This is a genomic window from Pseudomonas sp. TE3911, from assembly GCF_054062775.1.
This window is the reverse complement of sequence record NZ_JBSSFP010000001.1, coordinates 2,665,587-2,681,013: the sequence shown is the minus strand read 5'-3', so window position 1 is coordinate 2,681,013 and position 15,427 is coordinate 2,665,587. Positions and strand designations below refer to the sequence as shown.

Sequence of the window (15,427 nt, the reverse complement as noted above, 5' to 3'; positions counted from 1 at the left end):
TTCTCGGCAACAGTCGGAAGCAATTCTGAATTCTTTTTCAGCGCAATGGAACTTTTTTATTTTTGGTGGTCCTGTGACTTTTGCTGCTGTGATGTTGAAACGATGGCAACTTTTTTGTCATGAAACTACATGGATCTGCCCCTGACTAACCCTCATTAGCCTCATTGCGCTATAAACTATGTCACACATTTATTTAGTAGTTAGGAGCATCAGCACATGCAACTGGGGATTATCGGACTAGGCCGCATGGGCGGGAATATTGCACGGCGCCTGATGCTCAATGGGCATACCACCGTTGTTTTCGACCGTAACGAAGCATTTGTCAAAGGCTTGAGCGAGGAGGGCGCCACTGGCGTTGCCGACTTGAAAGCCCTGGTTGCCGGGCTGCAAAAGCCTCGCGCCGTGTGGGTGATGTTGCCAGCAGGCGACCCCACTGAAAACACCATCAATGAACTCAGTGAGCTGCTCGAAGACGGTGACGTGATCATCGACGGCGGCAACACCAACTATAAGGATGACGTTCGTCGCGGCAAGGCGTTGGCGCAAAAGGGCCTGCACTACGTTGATGTCGGCACCTCTGGCGGCGTCTGGGGCCTGGAGCGCGGCTACTGCATGATGATCGGTGGCGATACCGAGACCGTGCAACGCCTCGACCCGATCTTCGCCGCACTGGCACCGGGCCTGGGCAATATCCCGCGCACCAAGGACCGTTCCGCCTCCGCAGACCCGCGCGCCGAGCAGGGTTATATCCACGCCGGTCCTGCGGGTTCCGGGCATTTCGTCAAGATGATCCACAACGGCATCGAGTACGGAATGATGCAGGCCTTCGCCGAAGGTTTTGACATCCTCAAGACCAAGAACTCGGACAACCTGCCGGAAGACCAGCGTTTCGACCTCAACGTTGCCGATATCGCTGAAGTCTGGCGCCGTGGCAGTGTGGTTTCGTCCTGGTTGCTGGACCTGACCGCCGACGCCCTGGCCACCGACCCGAAACTCGAAAACTACTCGGGTTCCGTCGCCGACAGTGGCGAAGGCCGCTGGACCATCGAAGCCGCCATGGAACAAGCCGTGCCGGTACCGGTGCTGTCCACCTCGTTGTTCGCGCGGTTCCGCTCGCGCCAGCAGAGCACCTACGGTGACAAGATGCTGTCTGCCATGCGCTTCGGCTTTGGTGGTCATGTGGAGACTTCCAAAAAATGACCGCTAACGGCAAGAAACCCAAGGCCGAACCCGCACCCCCAACCACGCTGTTTCTGTTTGGCGCCCATGGCGATCTGGTCAAGCGCCTGCTCATGCCGGCGCTGTACAACCTCAGTCGTGATGGCCTGTTGGGCGATGGGCTGCGCATTGTGGGCGTTGATCACAACGCCATCAGCGATGCCGACTTCGCCAAGAAACTCGAGGATTTCATTCGCACCGAGGCTGCGAGCAAGGTCAAGGGTAATGGCGAGAACGCTTTGGACCCGGACTTGTGGGCGCAGTTGGCCAAAGGCATCAGCTACGTCGAGGGTGATTTCCTCGACGACAGCACCTATGCCGACATCGGCAAGAAAATCGCCGACAGCGGCACCGGCAACGCTGTGTTCTACCTGGCCACCGCGCCCCGCTTCTTCAGTGAAGTGGTGCAGCGCCTGGGCAGCGCCGGATTGTTGACGGAGACTGATGACAGCTTCCGGCGTGTGGTGATCGAAAAGCCGTTCGGCTCCGACCTCGCCACCGCCGAAGCGCTGAACGCCAGCTTGCTCAAGGTGATGAGCGAGAAGCAGATCTACCGCATTGACCATTATCTGGGTAAGGAAACCGTACAGAACATCCTGATCAGCCGTTTCTCCAACGTGCTGTTCGAGGCGTTCTGGAACAACCATTACATTGATCATGTGCAAATCACCGCCGCCGAAACCGTTGGTGTGGAAACCCGGGGTAATTTCTTCGAAAAAACCGGCACCCTGCGGGACATGGTGCCGAACCACCTGTTCCAGTTGCTGGCGATGGTGGCCATGGAACCGCCCGCCGCATTTGGTGCCGACGCTGTGCGCGGTGAAAAGGCCAAGGTAATTGGCGCGGTACGGCCGTGGTCCCTGGAAGATGCGCGGGCCAACTCGGTGCGTGGGCAGTACACCGCTGGCGAAATCGGCGGCAAGTCGTTGCCGGGCTACCGGGAAGAAGCCAACGTCGCGCCCGACAGCAGCACCGAGACGTTCGTTGCCCTCAAGGTGATGATCGACAACTGGCGCTGGGTCGGTGTGCCGTTCTACCTGCGTACCGGTAAGCGCATGAGCGTGCGCGACACCGAAATCGTGATCTGCTTTAAACCGGCGCCTTATGCGCAGTTCCGCGATACCGAGGTTGATGAGCTCAAGCCCACCTACCTGAAAATCCAGATCCAGCCCAACGAAGGCATGTGGTTTGACCTGCTGGCTAAAAAGCCAGGGCCGACCCTCGATATGGCCAACATTCAGTTGGGCTTTGCCTACAAGGACTTCTTCGAGATGCAACCGTCGACCGGGTACGAAACCCTGATCTACGACTGCATGACCGGCGATCAGACCTTGTTCCAGCGGGCCGACAATATCGAGAACGGCTGGCGTGCTGTGCAGCCATTTCTCGATGCGTGGAAGGAAGACGATGGAATCCAGGCTTACAAGGCCGGTGAAGACGGTCCTGCTGCTGCAGATGCGTTGCTGGCCCGCGATGGTCGCACTTGGCACACCCTGGGATGAGTGATGCCGCGATTCATCCCATCCGTTTCATCCTCAGCGACGTGGACGGCACGTTGCTGCACCCAGATCACCGTCTGAGCCAGCGCACGGTCGATGCGGTCAGTGCGTTGCGCGAGGCGGGGGTATTTTTTAGCCTCGCCAGCGGGCGACCGCCCAAAGCCATGCTGCACCTGATCGAAACCTTTGGGATCGATGTGCCGGTAGCCGGTTTTAACGGCGGCACCTTGATCAACCCGGACGGCAGCATCCTGGTTGCCCACCATCTGCCGGCGGAGGCGGCGCTGGTCGCACTGGCGATGTTCTCGGCCGAGCCGGACGTGGAACCATGGGTATTTGCCGACGGTGATTGGCTGCGCCGTGGCCCGCCAGGCCCGATGGAACCGCGCGAAGCCCATGGCCTGGGGTATGGGCCAGTGGTGGTGGAGAGTTTCGAGCCGTACCTGGATCGGATCGACAAGATCGTCGCCGCCAGCAACAACGCGCAGTTGTTGGTGGAACTGGAGGCGCGTTTACAGCCCAAGGTGCAAGGCCTGGCGCAGGTATCGCGTTCGCAACCGATTTATCTGGATGTGACGGCCATGCTGGCCAATAAAGGCGAGGCCTTGAAGACCCTCGCGGCGCACCTTGGGGTCCCGCTGGAGCAGACGGCGGCCATCGGCGATGGGGGAAATGACCCGGCGATGTTTCAGGTAGCCGGATTATCGATTGCCATGGGGCAGGCGGAAGAAACCGTCAAGCGCCAGGCCAATGTGGTCACCGGTAGTAATATTGATGACGGTGCTGCAGAGGCAATCGAGCGGTTTATTCTCGCTGCGCGATAAACGTCTTAAGTTCAGTTGCCCAACTTCCGATCAGTGTCTTGCAGTGATCGGAAGTTGGTGCAGCAACTTACTTAGGCATGGCCCAGGACTGCAACTGGTAGCCATCTTTGTCGAGTTCGGCACGGGCCTGCAACAGCAGGTCTTCCAATTGCGCCGGGTCGCTGTAGGTGTTCGATGACAGTTGTTTGCTGCCAATACGGGTATTGGTGCGGTCGATGACGCTCAGGCTCAAGGCGCCGTTGCCATCGTGCCAGGCCACGCACTGAAAGGGCTGAAAAGCACGGTCTGCGATCAAAAGAGCTTCGTTGATGCGGAGCGGGGCGTTCATGTGGGTCTCTCTCTAAATGCCCATTCAAGTGAGTACCGGCGGTTGGGCTGACCGTGCGGCGGGTTACTTGTACTGATGCACGATGACGGGGTACGGGTCACATGTTAGAGCAACAAATTTTAACTTTTCCTGATGACTGTCATGTAAGCGACTGTTTTGAAAGCTGAATGAAAGTTTTAGCCGTGCCCAACTTTTTTTGATGGAAGCGACAGTGGGTGGCTTTTTGCCCGCACTTATAGCGAAACGGTACAAGGCCCGCGTCAAGATTTTGCTAGTGTTAGCGCTGAGCGCCACAAACCGTTGTTTCTAAATAACTTTACCTCCAGCAATCAACAATTTTGGCGCCAAGGAATAGTCATGGTTGTTACACCTGCGCAACGCCGCTTGCTCGTGGTCGATCCTTGTGATGACTGCCATGGGCTATTGCCCGGTTTGCGCACGGCAGGTTGGGAGGTGGACAGCTGTGCTTTGGAGGCGGTGGGCGACCGGTCGTGTGACTTGGGTTTGCTGCGGTTGCAGCCCTATCACCTGGAGCGCCCCGAAGCAGTCAAGGAATTGATCGGCCGCAGCGGCACCGAGTGGATCGCTGTGCTCAGCCAGGATGTGCTGCGTTTGCAGAATGTCGGTGATTTTGTCTGCGAGTGGTTCTTCGACTTCCATACCCTGCCGTTTGACGTCGCGCGCGTGCAGGTTACCCTCGGCCGGGCCTTTGGCATGGCGCGCTTGCGCGGCAAGGGCAATACACCTGTAAATGAGCCGGAGCACGAACTTCTCGGCGACAGTCGGCCGATTCGCGAACTTCGCAAGCTATTGGCCAAGCTCGCACCCACCGAGTCCCCGGTTTTGATCCGTGGTGACAGTGGCACCGGTAAAGAACTGGTGGCCAAGACCTTGCATCGCCAATCCCAACGCCACGCCAAGCCCTTTGTCGCGATCAACTGCGGCGCGATTCCTGAACACCTCATCCAATCCGAACTGTTCGGCCATGAGAAGGGCGCCTTCACCGGCGCCCATCAGCGCAAGGTCGGGCGCATCGAAGCGGCCCATGGCGGCACGCTGTTCCTTGATGAAATCGGCGATTTACCCATGGAACTGCAAGCCAATCTGCTGCGGTTTCTCCAGGAGAAACAGGTTGAGCGCGTCGGCGGTAGCCAGCCCATCCCCGTGGATGTGCGGGTACTGGCGGCAACTCACGTCGACCTCGAAGCCGCTGTGGCCAAGGGGGCTTTTCGTGAGGACTTGTACTACCGACTCAATGTGCTGCAAGTGGTCACTGCGCCGCTGCGCGAGCGCCACGGCGACGTAGCGATGTTGGCCAACCACTTCTCACGTTTCTACAGCCAGGAAACCGGCCGCCGTCCGCGCAGTTTCAGCGAGGACGCGCTGGTGGCGATGGGGCAACACCCGTGGCCGGGCAATGTGCGCGAGTTGGCCAACCGCGTGCGTCGTGGCCTGGTACTCGCCGAAGGGCGGCAGATCGAGGCTATTGATCTGGGATTGATCAGCGAACAGGCAATTTCGCCACCCCTGTCTACACTGGAAGACTACAAACACCGCGCCGAACGTCAGGCGCTGTGCGATGTGCTCAACCGGCACAGCGATAACTTGAGTGTCGCTGCCCGCGTCCTGGGAATTTCCCGGCCAACGTTCTATCGGTTGCTGCACAAACACCAGATCCGCTAGGGCGGGTAAACCGAAAAGCCCCGCAACGACCCTTATCGTTGCGGGGCTTTTCCTTTTATTACGTTATCGGAGCAAGCTCCTTCGCCTCAGGAATACGCCGTCGGATCAGTTAAAAGTAATACGGAAACTTCAGGCTAAACGTAAAGTCCGGCGCATCATCCGTCATCCCAATCGCCAGGTTCGGCACGATCGTCAAATTATCCGATGCCGCGATCGTCATCCCCACGTTGAAGTACCCGGCGTTCGCATCACTGGACACCACCGACTGCCAGTCGCCGCCATTAGGCTTGAGCCGACTCTTGCGCTGCACCAGGTCCGACACCGAGAACGACATACTCATCTTCTCGTTGAGGGCAAAGGCCACACCGACGCCAAACTGGAAGCTGTCGCCCAGGCTGACCTTGCCGCCGACCTTCTGGTTGACGTCACTGCTGATGTCGTCGAACGAACCCTCGAAGTTGTGGGTGTAGGAGAGCGAGCCAAACAACACCGCCGGGTCGAAGGTCTTGACCAGGGAAATCCCCGGCGTGACCGACCAGACCCCGTTACCCGTAGGCAGGCTTTCCGGCACGAACAGGTTGTCGTTGCCGGGTGTGTTGACCAGCTTGATACCAAACGGTTCTTTACCCGTAGGCGCCTTGACCCGCACCGACACCACGGCGTCCGGCAGATTGGGAGTTTCGTCGAGGAATTTGTACGCCACACCAAAGTTGACGTCGCCGATGGTCGGGTCGCGCGTGACCGAGGCTTCCGACGTCGCCGTGCCGTTGTTGCCGGCGCCGGCGGACTGGTAGGTGGAGTCGCGGTACACCACGGGCACGTTCACGTCGAACTGCCAGCGATTATCGAAGTTGTAGCGCCCGGTCAGGTCCAGGGTCCAGTTATCGGACTTGATCCGGTCCAGGTTGATATTGCCGAGGAAAATCGAGTCCAGCGCCAGGAAGCCGTTGAGGGTCAACTGGCGAGCATCGTAACGGGCATAGGTAATGCCGGTTTCAAAGCTGAACTTGCCATTCCCGAAAAAGCCGCTGGCTTCGTTATAGAGGTTACTCACACTTTGCGCAGGGGCCGAGTCGTCCTTGAGGGACTGGCCGTAGGAACTCCCGCCACCACCACCGGCGCCGCCGGATGCTGCTGCGGCGCCCGTGCCTGCGACCGTCGCACCACTGGCTTTCTGAAAGTCTGCCGGGGATTTGGCCAGGCGCTTGGGCGCCGGTGCCGACGGTTGATCTTCGACCTGTCGTACCCGTTGTTCCAATACCGCCAAAGCTTTTTGCTGAACGTCATACCGCTGCTTGAGTTCTAGAAGTTCCTGTTTGAGCGTTTCTATATCGGCGTCTGGCGCGGCATACAGAACGGATGCAGGCAAGAGCGTACTTAAACAGACCACCGCACGAAGCGATAACGATCGATGCATGAAATAAGCCGTCCTTTTCTAATGCGTAAGTGTCGAGGGTCAGCGTAGTTCAATAACCGAGGGTGCGTAGGCCTTTGAGTTGGTCCAAGTTGCAGTTCAGCGCACCGTTGTTCAAACCGTTGTTATTCATCACGACGTTGAGCTGGGTCATGTTGTTGACGAAGTTGGTGTTGCCGGTCAAAACCGTACCTTGCAGCACAGTACCGCCGCCGATCTGCTGCAAACTGTTGCCCTGGTTATGATTGGCCTGGATCGCCATCTGCAAGCCGCCATTGTTGGCCGACACACTGACTCGACCTGCTGCGCTGTCCCCGGTAACGGTACCGCCGGCGACCAGTACTTGCCCCGATTGCACCGCGTTGGAAGGCGCGAAGCCGTTCTCGACGGTAATGCCTACGTTGTTATAGGCGGTGTTGCCATCGCCAGCGGTTCGCACGCTCTGGGTCACGCCTTGGCCACTGCCCAGCCCGGCGCCGCCTGTGACTGTGCCGGTGCCGGTGTTCGGGTTGGTCCCGGTGCCGGTCGAGCCGGTGGTCTGTACGTAGAATTGTGGAGTGATAGTCGACGAGTCGACCTGCATGCTGGCCTTGCCGGTGATGGTGTCTCCCACGGCGTTGGTCCACGTGCTGCTCATGACAATGCCGAAGCTAATGATGCGCCCCGGCATGACGTAGCGGCCGCGCAGGTCGGCCATTTCCGAATCCTTGAGTTCGATCGGTTTGAACCCCGATGAAGCATAAGCGGGCATTGAGGCTGCCAGACACATGACCGTCAGCCAACGGGAAGTGTTCATCTTCTGCTCCTGGAGCGTCCTGCCCCTTATTGCGCTTCTTAGAAGAAGTCGCTCTGGATAAAACCGAAGTCCATCAGCTCGGCATCGCCTACGGGCCTGAACTCATTCAACTGGTTCTTGGCGGTCAGCGGAGTAGGCGGGTCGAGCAAGGCATTGGCCTTGTCGTAACCTTCACCCAGCACAGCGAAGACGATGCCATTCCAGCCCTTGAGGAAGTCGTCACGCGAATAGCGCTTGTGGCCCAATACCGGGTCGCCGATATAGACCCAGTCCTTGTCCGCGCGCTGCATCACCACGAAGTGCTTGTAGCCACGAATTTCCAGCAGCACCACCACAGGGATCTTCACGGTGACCAGGGTCTCTGGTCCGATCTTGTAGCCCCGGGCACGCATGCCGATGCTTTCGAGGTAGCGCTTCATGTCCAGCATGGAAAAGCCCTGGGTACGTACCAGGTCCTGGTCTGCATTGACCAACATGCCTTTGATGACGTGATCTTCGTCCACGTCCAGCCAGTAACCCTGGCGCAGAATGGTGGCGAGTGCCGCAGCACCGCAGCTGAAATCGGTTTTCTGTTCCACCAGGTTGGCGAACCGGCGCTCACGAATACTCTCGACCTTCTTGTAGATCACTGCACCGCCAGGCAGGGCGGAGATCGCCATGTTGCCTGCCCACGTTGGGCCGGTGAGTAACATCAGGAGGGTGAGGGTCGCGAGGCGCATGATCGTGTGACCTGCTGGACACTGGAATAAAAAAGGGCCTTGTTGCCAAGGCCCCGTTGGATCAGAAGCGCACGCCGCTGGAGCAGACGGTGCAACCTTGACCGATCGACAGGCTGTTGCTGCCTTGGTTGCCCGAGCCGGATTGCAGGTTCACACCCACGTTGCCGGAGTTGCGGTTAACCGAGTTGTCGAGGCTGGAGTTGTTGGACACGTATTGAGCCTTGCCACCATGGCCATACCCGTAGCTGGTAGCAGCAGTGTTCAGGTAGCTGTTGGCGAGGGAGTTTTGCTCGGTGTTGGCGGCCGCTGCGATGTTTTTGCCATCAGCAGTGGTGATTGCCAGGTTGTTTTTACCCTGGTTGCCTTGACCGGCCTGGCCGTTGTAACCCAGGTTGCCGGAGTTACCGTTAAGGGAGTTATCCGCAGAGGCGTTGTTCTGGGTGCCTTTGTTGACGAAGTTGTTCAGCGCGCTGTTTTGATTGACGTCGACGACAGCGAATACTGTTGCAAAGTCACCCTTGGCGCTGGAGATGGCGCCAGAGTTGTCTGCCTGGTTACCGCTGCCCGACTGAACGTTAACACCGGTGTTGCCGCTGTTGCCGTTTACCGAGTTGTCGGCAGAGGCATTGTTTTCGGTTTTGGTGTCGTCAAACTTGTTGCCGCCGCTGTTTTGTACGTCTGTAACGACAGAGGCAACAACGCCGGTTGGTTGAGGCGCAGGGTGCCAACCACCACCTGCCTGAGCAGCAGCAGCCATGAGTGCGGCGAGAGCGAAAACCATTGGTTTCAGAGCCATTTGAGGTTTCATGGTGTTTCTCCTTGCTTCTAATTAGTTGGTTAAGTGTTGGTACGGTCTAACGAGTACTACCAAGCGTTTACTTGATAGTGATGCCTAGGGTGTTAGCCACTCGGTTCCCCACCCCGGCACTCTGGTTCACCTGAATCACTCCTCGGCTGCCTGTGAAGGCCTGGTCGCTGGTAGCGACCTGGCGGCTGCCAGTGGTGGGGGTGAGCCCTGAGTCGGTCAACTGCGTCGAGTTCTGTTGCAACAGGACGCTGTCATCAATGCTTTGCGGGCCAGGGTTAATGCTGATCCGCACGGCATTGACTGATTGGTTATTGGCCCCGGCCGACTGGTTGATACCCAGCACACCGTTGCCGTTGGTAAAAGAGGTGCCATGAATCGCCGCTTTGGCGTTCAGGGACGGGTCGACGCTGCCGTTCTGGCGCTGGATGTTGACGTTGGTGGCCTGGCCACCGAGCGCAATGGCACGGCTGTTGGACATTTGTTGCTGGTTGCCGGCCGCCTGGTTGATCGACACGACACCTTCGTATTGTTGGCCGCTGTTGTTGATCACCGCGGTGTTGTCGGCGAAGACCGGAGCGGCGGCCAGCAGGGCGAGAACGAGCAGGGAGCGGTTCATTACTTGCCCCCCATCATGCTGCCGATGTTGTTCAGCGGCGCCATGCCGCGCTGGATCGAGTCGCTGATCTGTCCACCCATGCTGCTGCCCGCACCGTGGCCGGCGGCAGAGCCGGCCCCCAGGGTGGACATGCTGTTTTGCGTGGCATGCAGGCCGGTCAAGGTGTTGTTCGTCGGAATCGCGCCGACTATGCTGGAGCCGCTGCTGATGCCGCCGATATCCATATCACTGAGCTCGCCGGTTGCACCGATGATGTCGCGGCTGGGATTGGCGTTGGCGGTGGTGGGGTAGGGGTCTTTACCGAAGGCGGCGCGACCGTACATGTGAGCCTGTACGTTGCGCCCTGTCACGATCACGCCATCGCCTGCAAAGCTTGGAACACTGATGCCGACGCTGAGTACACAGCTGATCAGCAGTACGTTCATCGGACCTTGAGTGAGTGTGATCACGGCGGCATTCCCTATTCTTCGCGCTGACCCTAAACAGCGCTGTAAGGGATAGAGCAGAAGCCGTGCCGCTTTTTATTTAGTGTTTGTTTTCAATAGGTTGGAGTAAATCGAGGGCAAAGTGATGTCAGTGCTGTTTCATGGCTGATACACCTGCGGTCACGGCACGCGCACGCGGCCGTACCACAAACGATTCACCCTGTTGTATCACCGCTGTAACACCGCCCATGACAAATCGATGAATCCGCACAGTACGGGCGCTTCAGAGGCGCCGTGTGTTTCAAAAATGGACACTGCGGGCGCAAAGAAGCCCGGGGATGTGGATCAGGCTCAGCCTTTAGGGGATTGACGCGGAATGGAGTTGAGCACGGGGTTGCCATCCTGGTTCTGGGTCAGGTAGACCGGCAGCACCTTGGGCAGGGAGGGGATGAGGTTGTTGACTTCATTGATGTTGTAGATCCCGCCAATGCGAATCGCCCCGGTGCTGGCATCTGCGAGCATCACCGGTTTGTTCAGGTAGCGGTTGATCAGCGGCAACGCGTCGACCAGGGCCAGGTTGTCGAGGATCAGCTTGCCCTGGCGCCAGGCCAGCGCGCTGTCGTTGGGGCTGATCGTGGCGACACGCGGTGTGGCGTCGCCCAGTTGATAGCTGGCCTGCATCCCGGGGGTAAGCGGCACGCTGCCGTGGATCCGGTCGCTGGAGATCTGGACTGCGCCTTCAAGCAGCATGACCCGCACCTGATCGCCATATTTCCACACATTGAATTGCGTGCCCGTCACCTGCACCTGGCCTTCGCCGGCACGCACGACGAACGGATGCTCACGGTCGTGGCTGACTTTGAAAAACGCTTCGCCCTTTTTCAGCGTGACCCGACGTTGGTCCTTGTAGTTGCTGTAGACCAGTTCTGTGCCGAGGTTCAGCTCCACTTGACTGCCATCCCCCAACGTCACCTGGCGCAAACCATCGGCGGCTTCAAAGCGCTCGTAGGCATTGGGCAGCCAGCCCGCTTCCCAACCGGTAAAGGCCGCCACCGGTAAGGCTGCCAGGCATATGGCTGCCGCGGCGGCGTAGGTACGTAGCCGACTGCGCGGTTTGAACGGCACCACCAAGGCGGTGGGTTCGTGGCGGGGCAGATGGTCGGCGACGTCCCAGATTTCCAGCATCGCGGCGTATTCGAAGGCGTGCAGCGGGTCGCAATCGTGCCATTGGGCAAAAGCCTGACGTTCACCGGGGGTGCAATCACTTGCATGCATACGCATGCACCAATGCGCAGCGGCGTCGGTGATGGCGTCATATTCGGCTTCTGAAAGGGACTTTTCGCTCATTAACTCATCCTGATTTCCCACATTCTAACCCCCAGGGTGCATCGCGAGAACATCCATCATGGCGATTGCACATCAATTGGAACTTATTCTCGTTTGGAGGCGCCTAAAAAATTCAGGACATTCCTACAATGGAGAACGAAAATGCTGAAGAAAACCTTAGTCGCCCTGTGTGCAACCACTGCGCTGCTCAGCGCCGGCGCCGCGCTGGCCGATAAACCGGGTGCGGGCTGGATCACCATCGAGAAGGCCATCGAAGTGGCCAAGACCAAGGCAGGCTATGTCGAGGTCTACGCCGCTGAAGCCGACGACAACGGTTATTGGGAAGTCAAAGGGCGCAAGTCCGACGGCACCGTTTATGAAGCACGTATCGACGGCGCTTCGGGCAATATCCTGCGCGACCAGAAAGACTGATCTACCCCGCCGGGAGCCTGCTCAGGCTCCCGCTTTCAGACTGCGCCCCAGTTCGCTGTTCATGCAGGTCTGCGGTCACGGCGCCGCTTTCGTAGCCGATATTGACGAACGATATGGGTTTGCTCCTGGGGCCGGGCTTGTTTGGCATACAACTGCAGCCGCGCCTCGCGCAACGGTTGTGAGGCCAGCCAGCGACGGTCTTTTTTGCTGCGAGTCACGGCTGAAAAAATCCCCCGCGTGTCCGAGCAGGCTATCGAGCATCCCTTGCAGGCTCGGCTGTTTACGCCCGGCAGGCAGCAGGAATTCGTCGAAAAAGTACGGCGGGGAAAGCGTCGCCATGGTGCTCGCTCCATCAAACTGGCAATCACGAGGCTCCACGGTAGGCGCTTGCGCCAGGGGCGGGGCGGTAGATAACTGCTTCGGCGGCAAGCGGACGTTGACAGCAAGCACAGGAGGCGTTGTTTAATCGACGGGTCTGGATTGTTGTTGTCTCTTCCAATTATAAAATCGGAGCTACAGATGTCTGCCCAGTCCCCGATCATCGACAGTGCTACAGCATTCATGGGTTTCAACGAGCTGAAGGCGTTGCTGCAGGCGATCTTCGTCAAGCACGGCACCTCGCCCGACGTCGCGGCGATCCTTGCGCACAACTGCGCCAGCGCCGAGCGCGATGGCGCTCACAGCCACGGCATCTTCCGCATTCCTGGTTACCTCAGCACCCTGGCCAGCGGCTGGGTCAACGGCCAGGCGGTGCCGGTGGTCACCGACGTGGCGTCCGGCTTCGTGCGGGTCGACGCCGGCAACGGGTTCGCTCAGCCGGCCCTGGCGGCAGCGCGTGGGTTGCTGGTGGACAAGGCCCGCAGCGCCGGCATTGCGTTGCTGGCGATTCACAACTCCCATCACTTTGCGGCGCTGTGGCCCGACGTCGAACCTTTCGCCGAAGAAGGCCTGGTGGCGCTGAGCGTAGTCAACAGCATGACCTGCGTGGTGCCCCATGGCGCCGACCGCCCGTTGTTCGGCACCAACCCCATCGCCTTCGCCGCACCGCGTGCCGATGGCGCGCCCATTGTCTTCGACCTGGCCACCAGCGCCATTGCCCATGGCGACGTGCAAATAGCCGCGCGCAAGGGCGAGCGATTGCCGCCGGGCATGGGCGTCGACAGCCTCGGCCAACCCACCACTGACCCTAAAGCCGTGCTCGAAGGCGGCGCGTTGCTGCCGTTTGGCGGGCACAAGGGGTCGGCGTTGTCGATGATGGTCGAGCTGTTGGCGGCGGCGTTGACCGGAGGCAACTTCTCCTTTGAGTTTGATTGGGCAGATCACCCAGGCGCCCGCACGCCGTGGACTGGGCAGTTGCTGATCGTGATCGACCCAAGTAAAACCGCTGGGCAAAGCTTTGCCGAGCGCAGCCAGGAACTGGTGCGGCAGATGCATGCGGCAGGGTTGCGCAGGTTGCCGGGGGATCGACGTCATCGCACGCGGACGAAGTCGTTGGAGGTGGGGATTGAGCTGGAGGCTGAGGATCTGGCGCGATTACAGGCGCTGGTGATTGACTGAGAAGGGTTTGGCGCAGCCTAAATGTAGGCGCTGGCTTGCCAGCGATAACTGTTTGTCGGGTGCTTAAAATCAAGATCACAAGCAGATCAAGAGCCAGGGCAACGGCGCAATAGCATCAGCGGTGTGGTTGCTATTGCGCCGCTTGCTTGATCAGTTACGACGACCCAGCAACAAACCCACTACCAGGCCAAAACCTGCGGAAATGGCCACGGTTTGCCACGGGTGGCCACCGATGTAGGTTTCGGTGGCATCCACCACCGGCTTGCTACGCTCGCGCACGTTGGACACTGAGTCCAGGGCTTGCTTGAGTTTGATCGCGACCTGCTCACGCAGGGTTTCGCCTTCTTCGCCTACCAGGGCGGCGCTGCTTTTGAGCAGTTTGTCCGACTCTTCGATCAGCGCGGTGAGTTCGCTGAAGGCTTGATCCTTGATCTGGTCTTCGACAGCTTGGGCAGAAGTTTTGCGGGCCATTGTGTGACTCCTTGCGAGTGAATGTGACAGTGAACAATGGAGTATCGCGCGATGGCAAAAGTTGCAGTTTTTTTGCTTGAGCGCAGTTCCAGCCAAAATCCGAATCAGGAAATTTCGACCTACAGTGTAAGATGTCGCCTATTTGTGCAGCAGGTAATTCAACATGAGCTTCAATCTCGCCAACAAGACCCTCGCCGAACGTGCCGAGCTGGAAGATGAAAAGTCCCGCCTCTATGACCTGTGGCAAACCAATCTGGGCAAGGCCAAGGGCGAAGCGGCGCGGTTGTTCGGTGAGCGTGCCAAGCGCAAGGGCAAGTGGGCCGAGTGGGTCCGCGCAGAGCTTGATGGCATGTCACCGCCAGAGTTTTCCAATATGGTGCGCAGCGAAGTCAATAAGCTGATGGCAGCGGCGAAGTAAAGCTGGCGGCAATCGCCTCACGTACTTTGAGCAACATAGGGTCCAACTGGGCCTGTGTCCGCCAGCCGAGTTCCACGGGGTAGCGCGGCAGCGCCAGCGGGCAGGGCAGTACGCGCAGGCCTGTCATCTCGGCGATCGCCTGTGCCGCATGCCCCGGAATGGTCGCAACCGCGTGGCTGCCCTTGAGCAAAAACGGCAGCGCGGCAAAGTGGCTGGTCGACGCACACACCTGCCGGCTCAACCCCAGCGCTGCAAGGCCCTCATCCGTAATCCCAATAAAACCGCCGGACGACACCAGCACATGCTCGCGGCTGACGAACTCTTCCAGGCCGATGCTGTTCTGGTCCGGCGCAAGACTGCCGGGGTCTACCAGGCAACGGTAGTCTCCTTCCGCCAATACCTGTCGACTCAAACGGTTCTGCGCAAACCCGCCGGCGGTAATTGCCAGATCGAGCGTGCGGTCGAGTAGGGCGCCTGCCACGATCTGGCTGTGGGTCTGGCGAAAGATCACGCGCAGTTTCGGCAAACGTTGAGCGATCTCCTGCATTAAGCGGCGACCGTAGGCGATCTCGAAATCATCGGACAACCCCACTACCACGGAACGCCCTTGGTAATGCGGGTTATCCGGGTTGACCATCGCCAGGCTCTGTCGGCAACGGTCCAGCGCCTCGCTGATCACCGGCTTTAACTGATTGGCCCGCAACGTCGGCGCCAGGCCTCGGCCCGTGCGCACGAACAGCGGGTCGCCGTACACCTCGCGCAAGCGTCGCAAGCCCGCACTGATGGCCGATTGCGTGACGCCCAGGCGCAATGCCGCGCGGCTGGCGCTGGATTCGTCGTGCAGCGCTTCGAAGGTCTTCAGCAGGTTCAGATCGACCTGGGCGATATTCATT

At 59.1% G+C, this 15,427-nt stretch carries 17 protein-coding genes; 7 read left to right on the top strand and 10 right to left on the bottom strand.

Annotated features, from left to right (window positions below; genetic code table 11):
* Positions 1-216 precede the first annotated feature (216 nt).
* From gnd to ACVWXD_RS12235, 3 genes are read left to right on the top strand one after another with little or no spacing between them, the layout of a single operon-like run.
* Positions 217-1,200, top strand: coding sequence for a phosphogluconate dehydrogenase (NAD(+)-dependent, decarboxylating) (gnd, locus tag ACVWXD_RS12245; RefSeq protein WP_095185909.1), 984 nt, complete (start codon positions 217-219; stop codon positions 1,198-1,200).
* On the top strand, positions 1,197-2,720 hold the full coding sequence (gene zwf / locus ACVWXD_RS12240) for a glucose-6-phosphate dehydrogenase (RefSeq protein ID WP_032887056.1): 1,524 nt from the start codon (positions 1,197-1,199) through the stop codon (positions 2,718-2,720). The genes gnd and zwf overlap by 4 nt, the downstream gene beginning before the upstream one ends.
* Positions 2,717-3,541, top strand: coding sequence for an HAD family hydrolase (locus tag ACVWXD_RS12235; RefSeq protein WP_095185908.1), 825 nt, complete (start codon positions 2,717-2,719; stop codon positions 3,539-3,541). The genes zwf and ACVWXD_RS12235 overlap by 4 nt, the downstream gene beginning before the upstream one ends.
* Before the next feature lie 67 nt (positions 3,542-3,608).
* Here the strand turns inward: ACVWXD_RS12235 and ACVWXD_RS12230 are convergent, their stop codons facing one another.
* Positions 3,609-3,869 carry a hypothetical protein gene (locus tag ACVWXD_RS12230; protein ID WP_032887053.1) on the bottom strand — a complete coding sequence of 87 codons (261 nt, stop codon included), beginning with the start codon at positions 3,867-3,869 and terminating at the stop codon, positions 3,609-3,611.
* A 357-nt stretch (positions 3,870-4,226) separates the two neighbouring features.
* Here ACVWXD_RS12230 and ACVWXD_RS12225 point away from each other — a divergent pair, with 357 nt between their 5' ends.
* Positions 4,227-5,552 (top strand): sigma-54 dependent transcriptional regulator, encoded by a 1,326-nt coding sequence (locus ACVWXD_RS12225; RefSeq protein WP_032887052.1) that lies wholly within the window; start codon positions 4,227-4,229, stop codon positions 5,550-5,552.
* A 109-nt stretch (positions 5,553-5,661) separates the two neighbouring features.
* On the opposite strand, the gene ACVWXD_RS12220 is transcribed toward ACVWXD_RS12225, so the two are convergent.
* The 7 genes from ACVWXD_RS12220 to ACVWXD_RS12190 all read right to left on the bottom strand — a co-directional run bounded on the left by ACVWXD_RS12220 (position 5,662) and on the right by ACVWXD_RS12190 (position 11,677).
* The gene (locus tag ACVWXD_RS12220) at positions 5,662-6,969 is read right to left on the bottom strand and encodes an autotransporter outer membrane beta-barrel domain-containing protein (protein WP_181643697.1); all 1,308 of its coding nucleotides are present in this window, start codon (positions 6,967-6,969) and stop codon (positions 5,662-5,664) included.
* 49 nt (positions 6,970-7,018) lie between these two features.
* Entirely contained in the window at positions 7,019-7,762 is a 744-nt protein-coding gene (locus ACVWXD_RS12215; protein ID WP_457371068.1) for a hypothetical protein, read from the bottom strand.
* A 38-nt stretch (positions 7,763-7,800) separates the two neighbouring features.
* Positions 7,801-8,481: a C39 family peptidase gene (locus ACVWXD_RS12210; protein WP_032887048.1), complete on the bottom strand. Its 681-nt coding sequence runs from the start codon at positions 8,479-8,481 to the stop codon at positions 7,801-7,803.
* A gap of 61 nt (positions 8,482-8,542) precedes the next feature.
* Positions 8,543-9,289, bottom strand: coding sequence for a hypothetical protein (locus ACVWXD_RS12205; RefSeq protein ID WP_260367241.1), 747 nt, complete (start codon positions 9,287-9,289; stop codon positions 8,543-8,545).
* Positions 9,290-9,356: 67 nt separating this feature from the next.
* A complete protein-coding gene (locus ACVWXD_RS12200; protein WP_032887046.1) occupies positions 9,357-9,905 on the bottom strand; it encodes a hypothetical protein in 549 nt (182 codons plus the stop codon).
* The gene (locus ACVWXD_RS12195) at positions 9,905-10,354 is read right to left on the bottom strand and encodes a hypothetical protein (RefSeq protein ID WP_032887045.1); all 450 of its coding nucleotides are present in this window, start codon (positions 10,352-10,354) and stop codon (positions 9,905-9,907) included. Before ACVWXD_RS12195 ends, ACVWXD_RS12200 begins: the two co-directional genes overlap by 1 nt.
* A gap of 327 nt (positions 10,355-10,681) precedes the next feature.
* Positions 10,682-11,677, bottom strand: coding sequence for a FecR family protein (locus tag ACVWXD_RS12190; protein ID WP_095185903.1), 996 nt, complete (start codon positions 11,675-11,677; stop codon positions 10,682-10,684).
* A 141-nt stretch (positions 11,678-11,818) separates the two neighbouring features.
* Here ACVWXD_RS12190 and ACVWXD_RS12185 point away from each other — a divergent pair, with 141 nt between their 5' ends.
* Positions 11,819-12,088: a PepSY domain-containing protein gene (locus ACVWXD_RS12185; protein ID WP_016979404.1), complete on the top strand. Its 270-nt coding sequence runs from the start codon at positions 11,819-11,821 to the stop codon at positions 12,086-12,088.
* Positions 12,089-12,607: 519 nt separating this feature from the next.
* Complete coding sequence (locus ACVWXD_RS12180; protein ID WP_122764292.1) at positions 12,608-13,645, top strand: Ldh family oxidoreductase; 1,038 nt, start codon at positions 12,608-12,610, stop codon at positions 13,643-13,645.
* 150 nt (positions 13,646-13,795) lie between these two features.
* Here ACVWXD_RS12180 and ACVWXD_RS12175 read toward each other — a convergent pair whose 3' ends face one another.
* A complete protein-coding gene (locus ACVWXD_RS12175; protein WP_457371067.1) occupies positions 13,796-14,116 on the bottom strand; it encodes a DUF883 family protein in 321 nt (106 codons plus the stop codon).
* 163 nt (positions 14,117-14,279) lie between these two features.
* Between ACVWXD_RS12175 and ACVWXD_RS12170 the strand changes: the two genes are divergently transcribed.
* Positions 14,280-14,534, top strand: a complete 255-nt coding sequence (locus ACVWXD_RS12170) for a hypothetical protein (RefSeq protein WP_003190904.1) — start codon at positions 14,280-14,282, stop codon at positions 14,532-14,534.
* On the opposite strand, the gene ACVWXD_RS12165 is transcribed toward ACVWXD_RS12170, so the two are convergent.
* The gene (locus tag ACVWXD_RS12165; protein ID WP_457371066.1) at positions 14,506-15,426 is read right to left on the bottom strand and encodes a LysR family transcriptional regulator; all 921 of its coding nucleotides are present in this window, start codon (positions 15,424-15,426) and stop codon (positions 14,506-14,508) included. The genes ACVWXD_RS12170 and ACVWXD_RS12165 overlap by 29 nt on opposite strands.
* Position 15,427: the final 1 nt, after the last annotated feature.

Coding starts and splice junctions, on each gene's coding strand:
- gnd (WP_095185909.1), top strand. CDS start 217: ATGCAACTGGGGATTATCGGACTAGGCCGCATGGGCGGGAATATTGCA.
- zwf (WP_032887056.1), top strand. CDS start 1,197: ATGACCGCTAACGGCAAGAAACCCAAGGCCGAACCCGCACCCCCAACC.
- ACVWXD_RS12235 (WP_095185908.1), top strand. CDS start 2,717: ATGAGTGATGCCGCGATTCATCCCATCCGTTTCATCCTCAGCGACGTG.
- ACVWXD_RS12230 (WP_032887053.1), bottom strand. CDS start 3,869: ATGAACGCCCCGCTCCGCATCAACGAAGCTCTTTTGATCGCAGACCGT.
- ACVWXD_RS12225 (WP_032887052.1), top strand. CDS start 4,227: ATGGTTGTTACACCTGCGCAACGCCGCTTGCTCGTGGTCGATCCTTGT.
- ACVWXD_RS12220 (WP_181643697.1), bottom strand. CDS start 6,969: ATGCATCGATCGTTATCGCTTCGTGCGGTGGTCTGTTTAAGTACGCTC.
- ACVWXD_RS12215 (WP_457371068.1), bottom strand. CDS start 7,762: ATGAACACTTCCCGTTGGCTGACGGTCATGTGTCTGGCAGCCTCAATG.
- ACVWXD_RS12210 (WP_032887048.1), bottom strand. CDS start 8,481: ATGCGCCTCGCGACCCTCACCCTCCTGATGTTACTCACCGGCCCAACG.
- ACVWXD_RS12205 (WP_260367241.1), bottom strand. CDS start 9,289: ATGAAACCTCAAATGGCTCTGAAACCAATGGTTTTCGCTCTCGCCGCA.
- ACVWXD_RS12200 (WP_032887046.1), bottom strand. CDS start 9,905: ATGAACCGCTCCCTGCTCGTTCTCGCCCTGCTGGCCGCCGCTCCGGTC.
- ACVWXD_RS12190 (WP_095185903.1), bottom strand. CDS start 11,677: ATGAGCGAAAAGTCCCTTTCAGAAGCCGAATATGACGCCATCACCGAC.
- ACVWXD_RS12185 (WP_016979404.1), top strand. CDS start 11,819: ATGCTGAAGAAAACCTTAGTCGCCCTGTGTGCAACCACTGCGCTGCTC.
- ACVWXD_RS12180 (WP_122764292.1), top strand. CDS start 12,608: ATGTCTGCCCAGTCCCCGATCATCGACAGTGCTACAGCATTCATGGGT.
- ACVWXD_RS12175 (WP_457371067.1), bottom strand. CDS start 14,116: ATGGCCCGCAAAACTTCTGCCCAAGCTGTCGAAGACCAGATCAAGGAT.
- ACVWXD_RS12170 (WP_003190904.1), top strand. CDS start 14,280: ATGAGCTTCAATCTCGCCAACAAGACCCTCGCCGAACGTGCCGAGCTG.
- ACVWXD_RS12165 (WP_457371066.1), bottom strand. CDS start 15,426: ATGAATATCGCCCAGGTCGATCTGAACCTGCTGAAGACCTTCGAAGCG.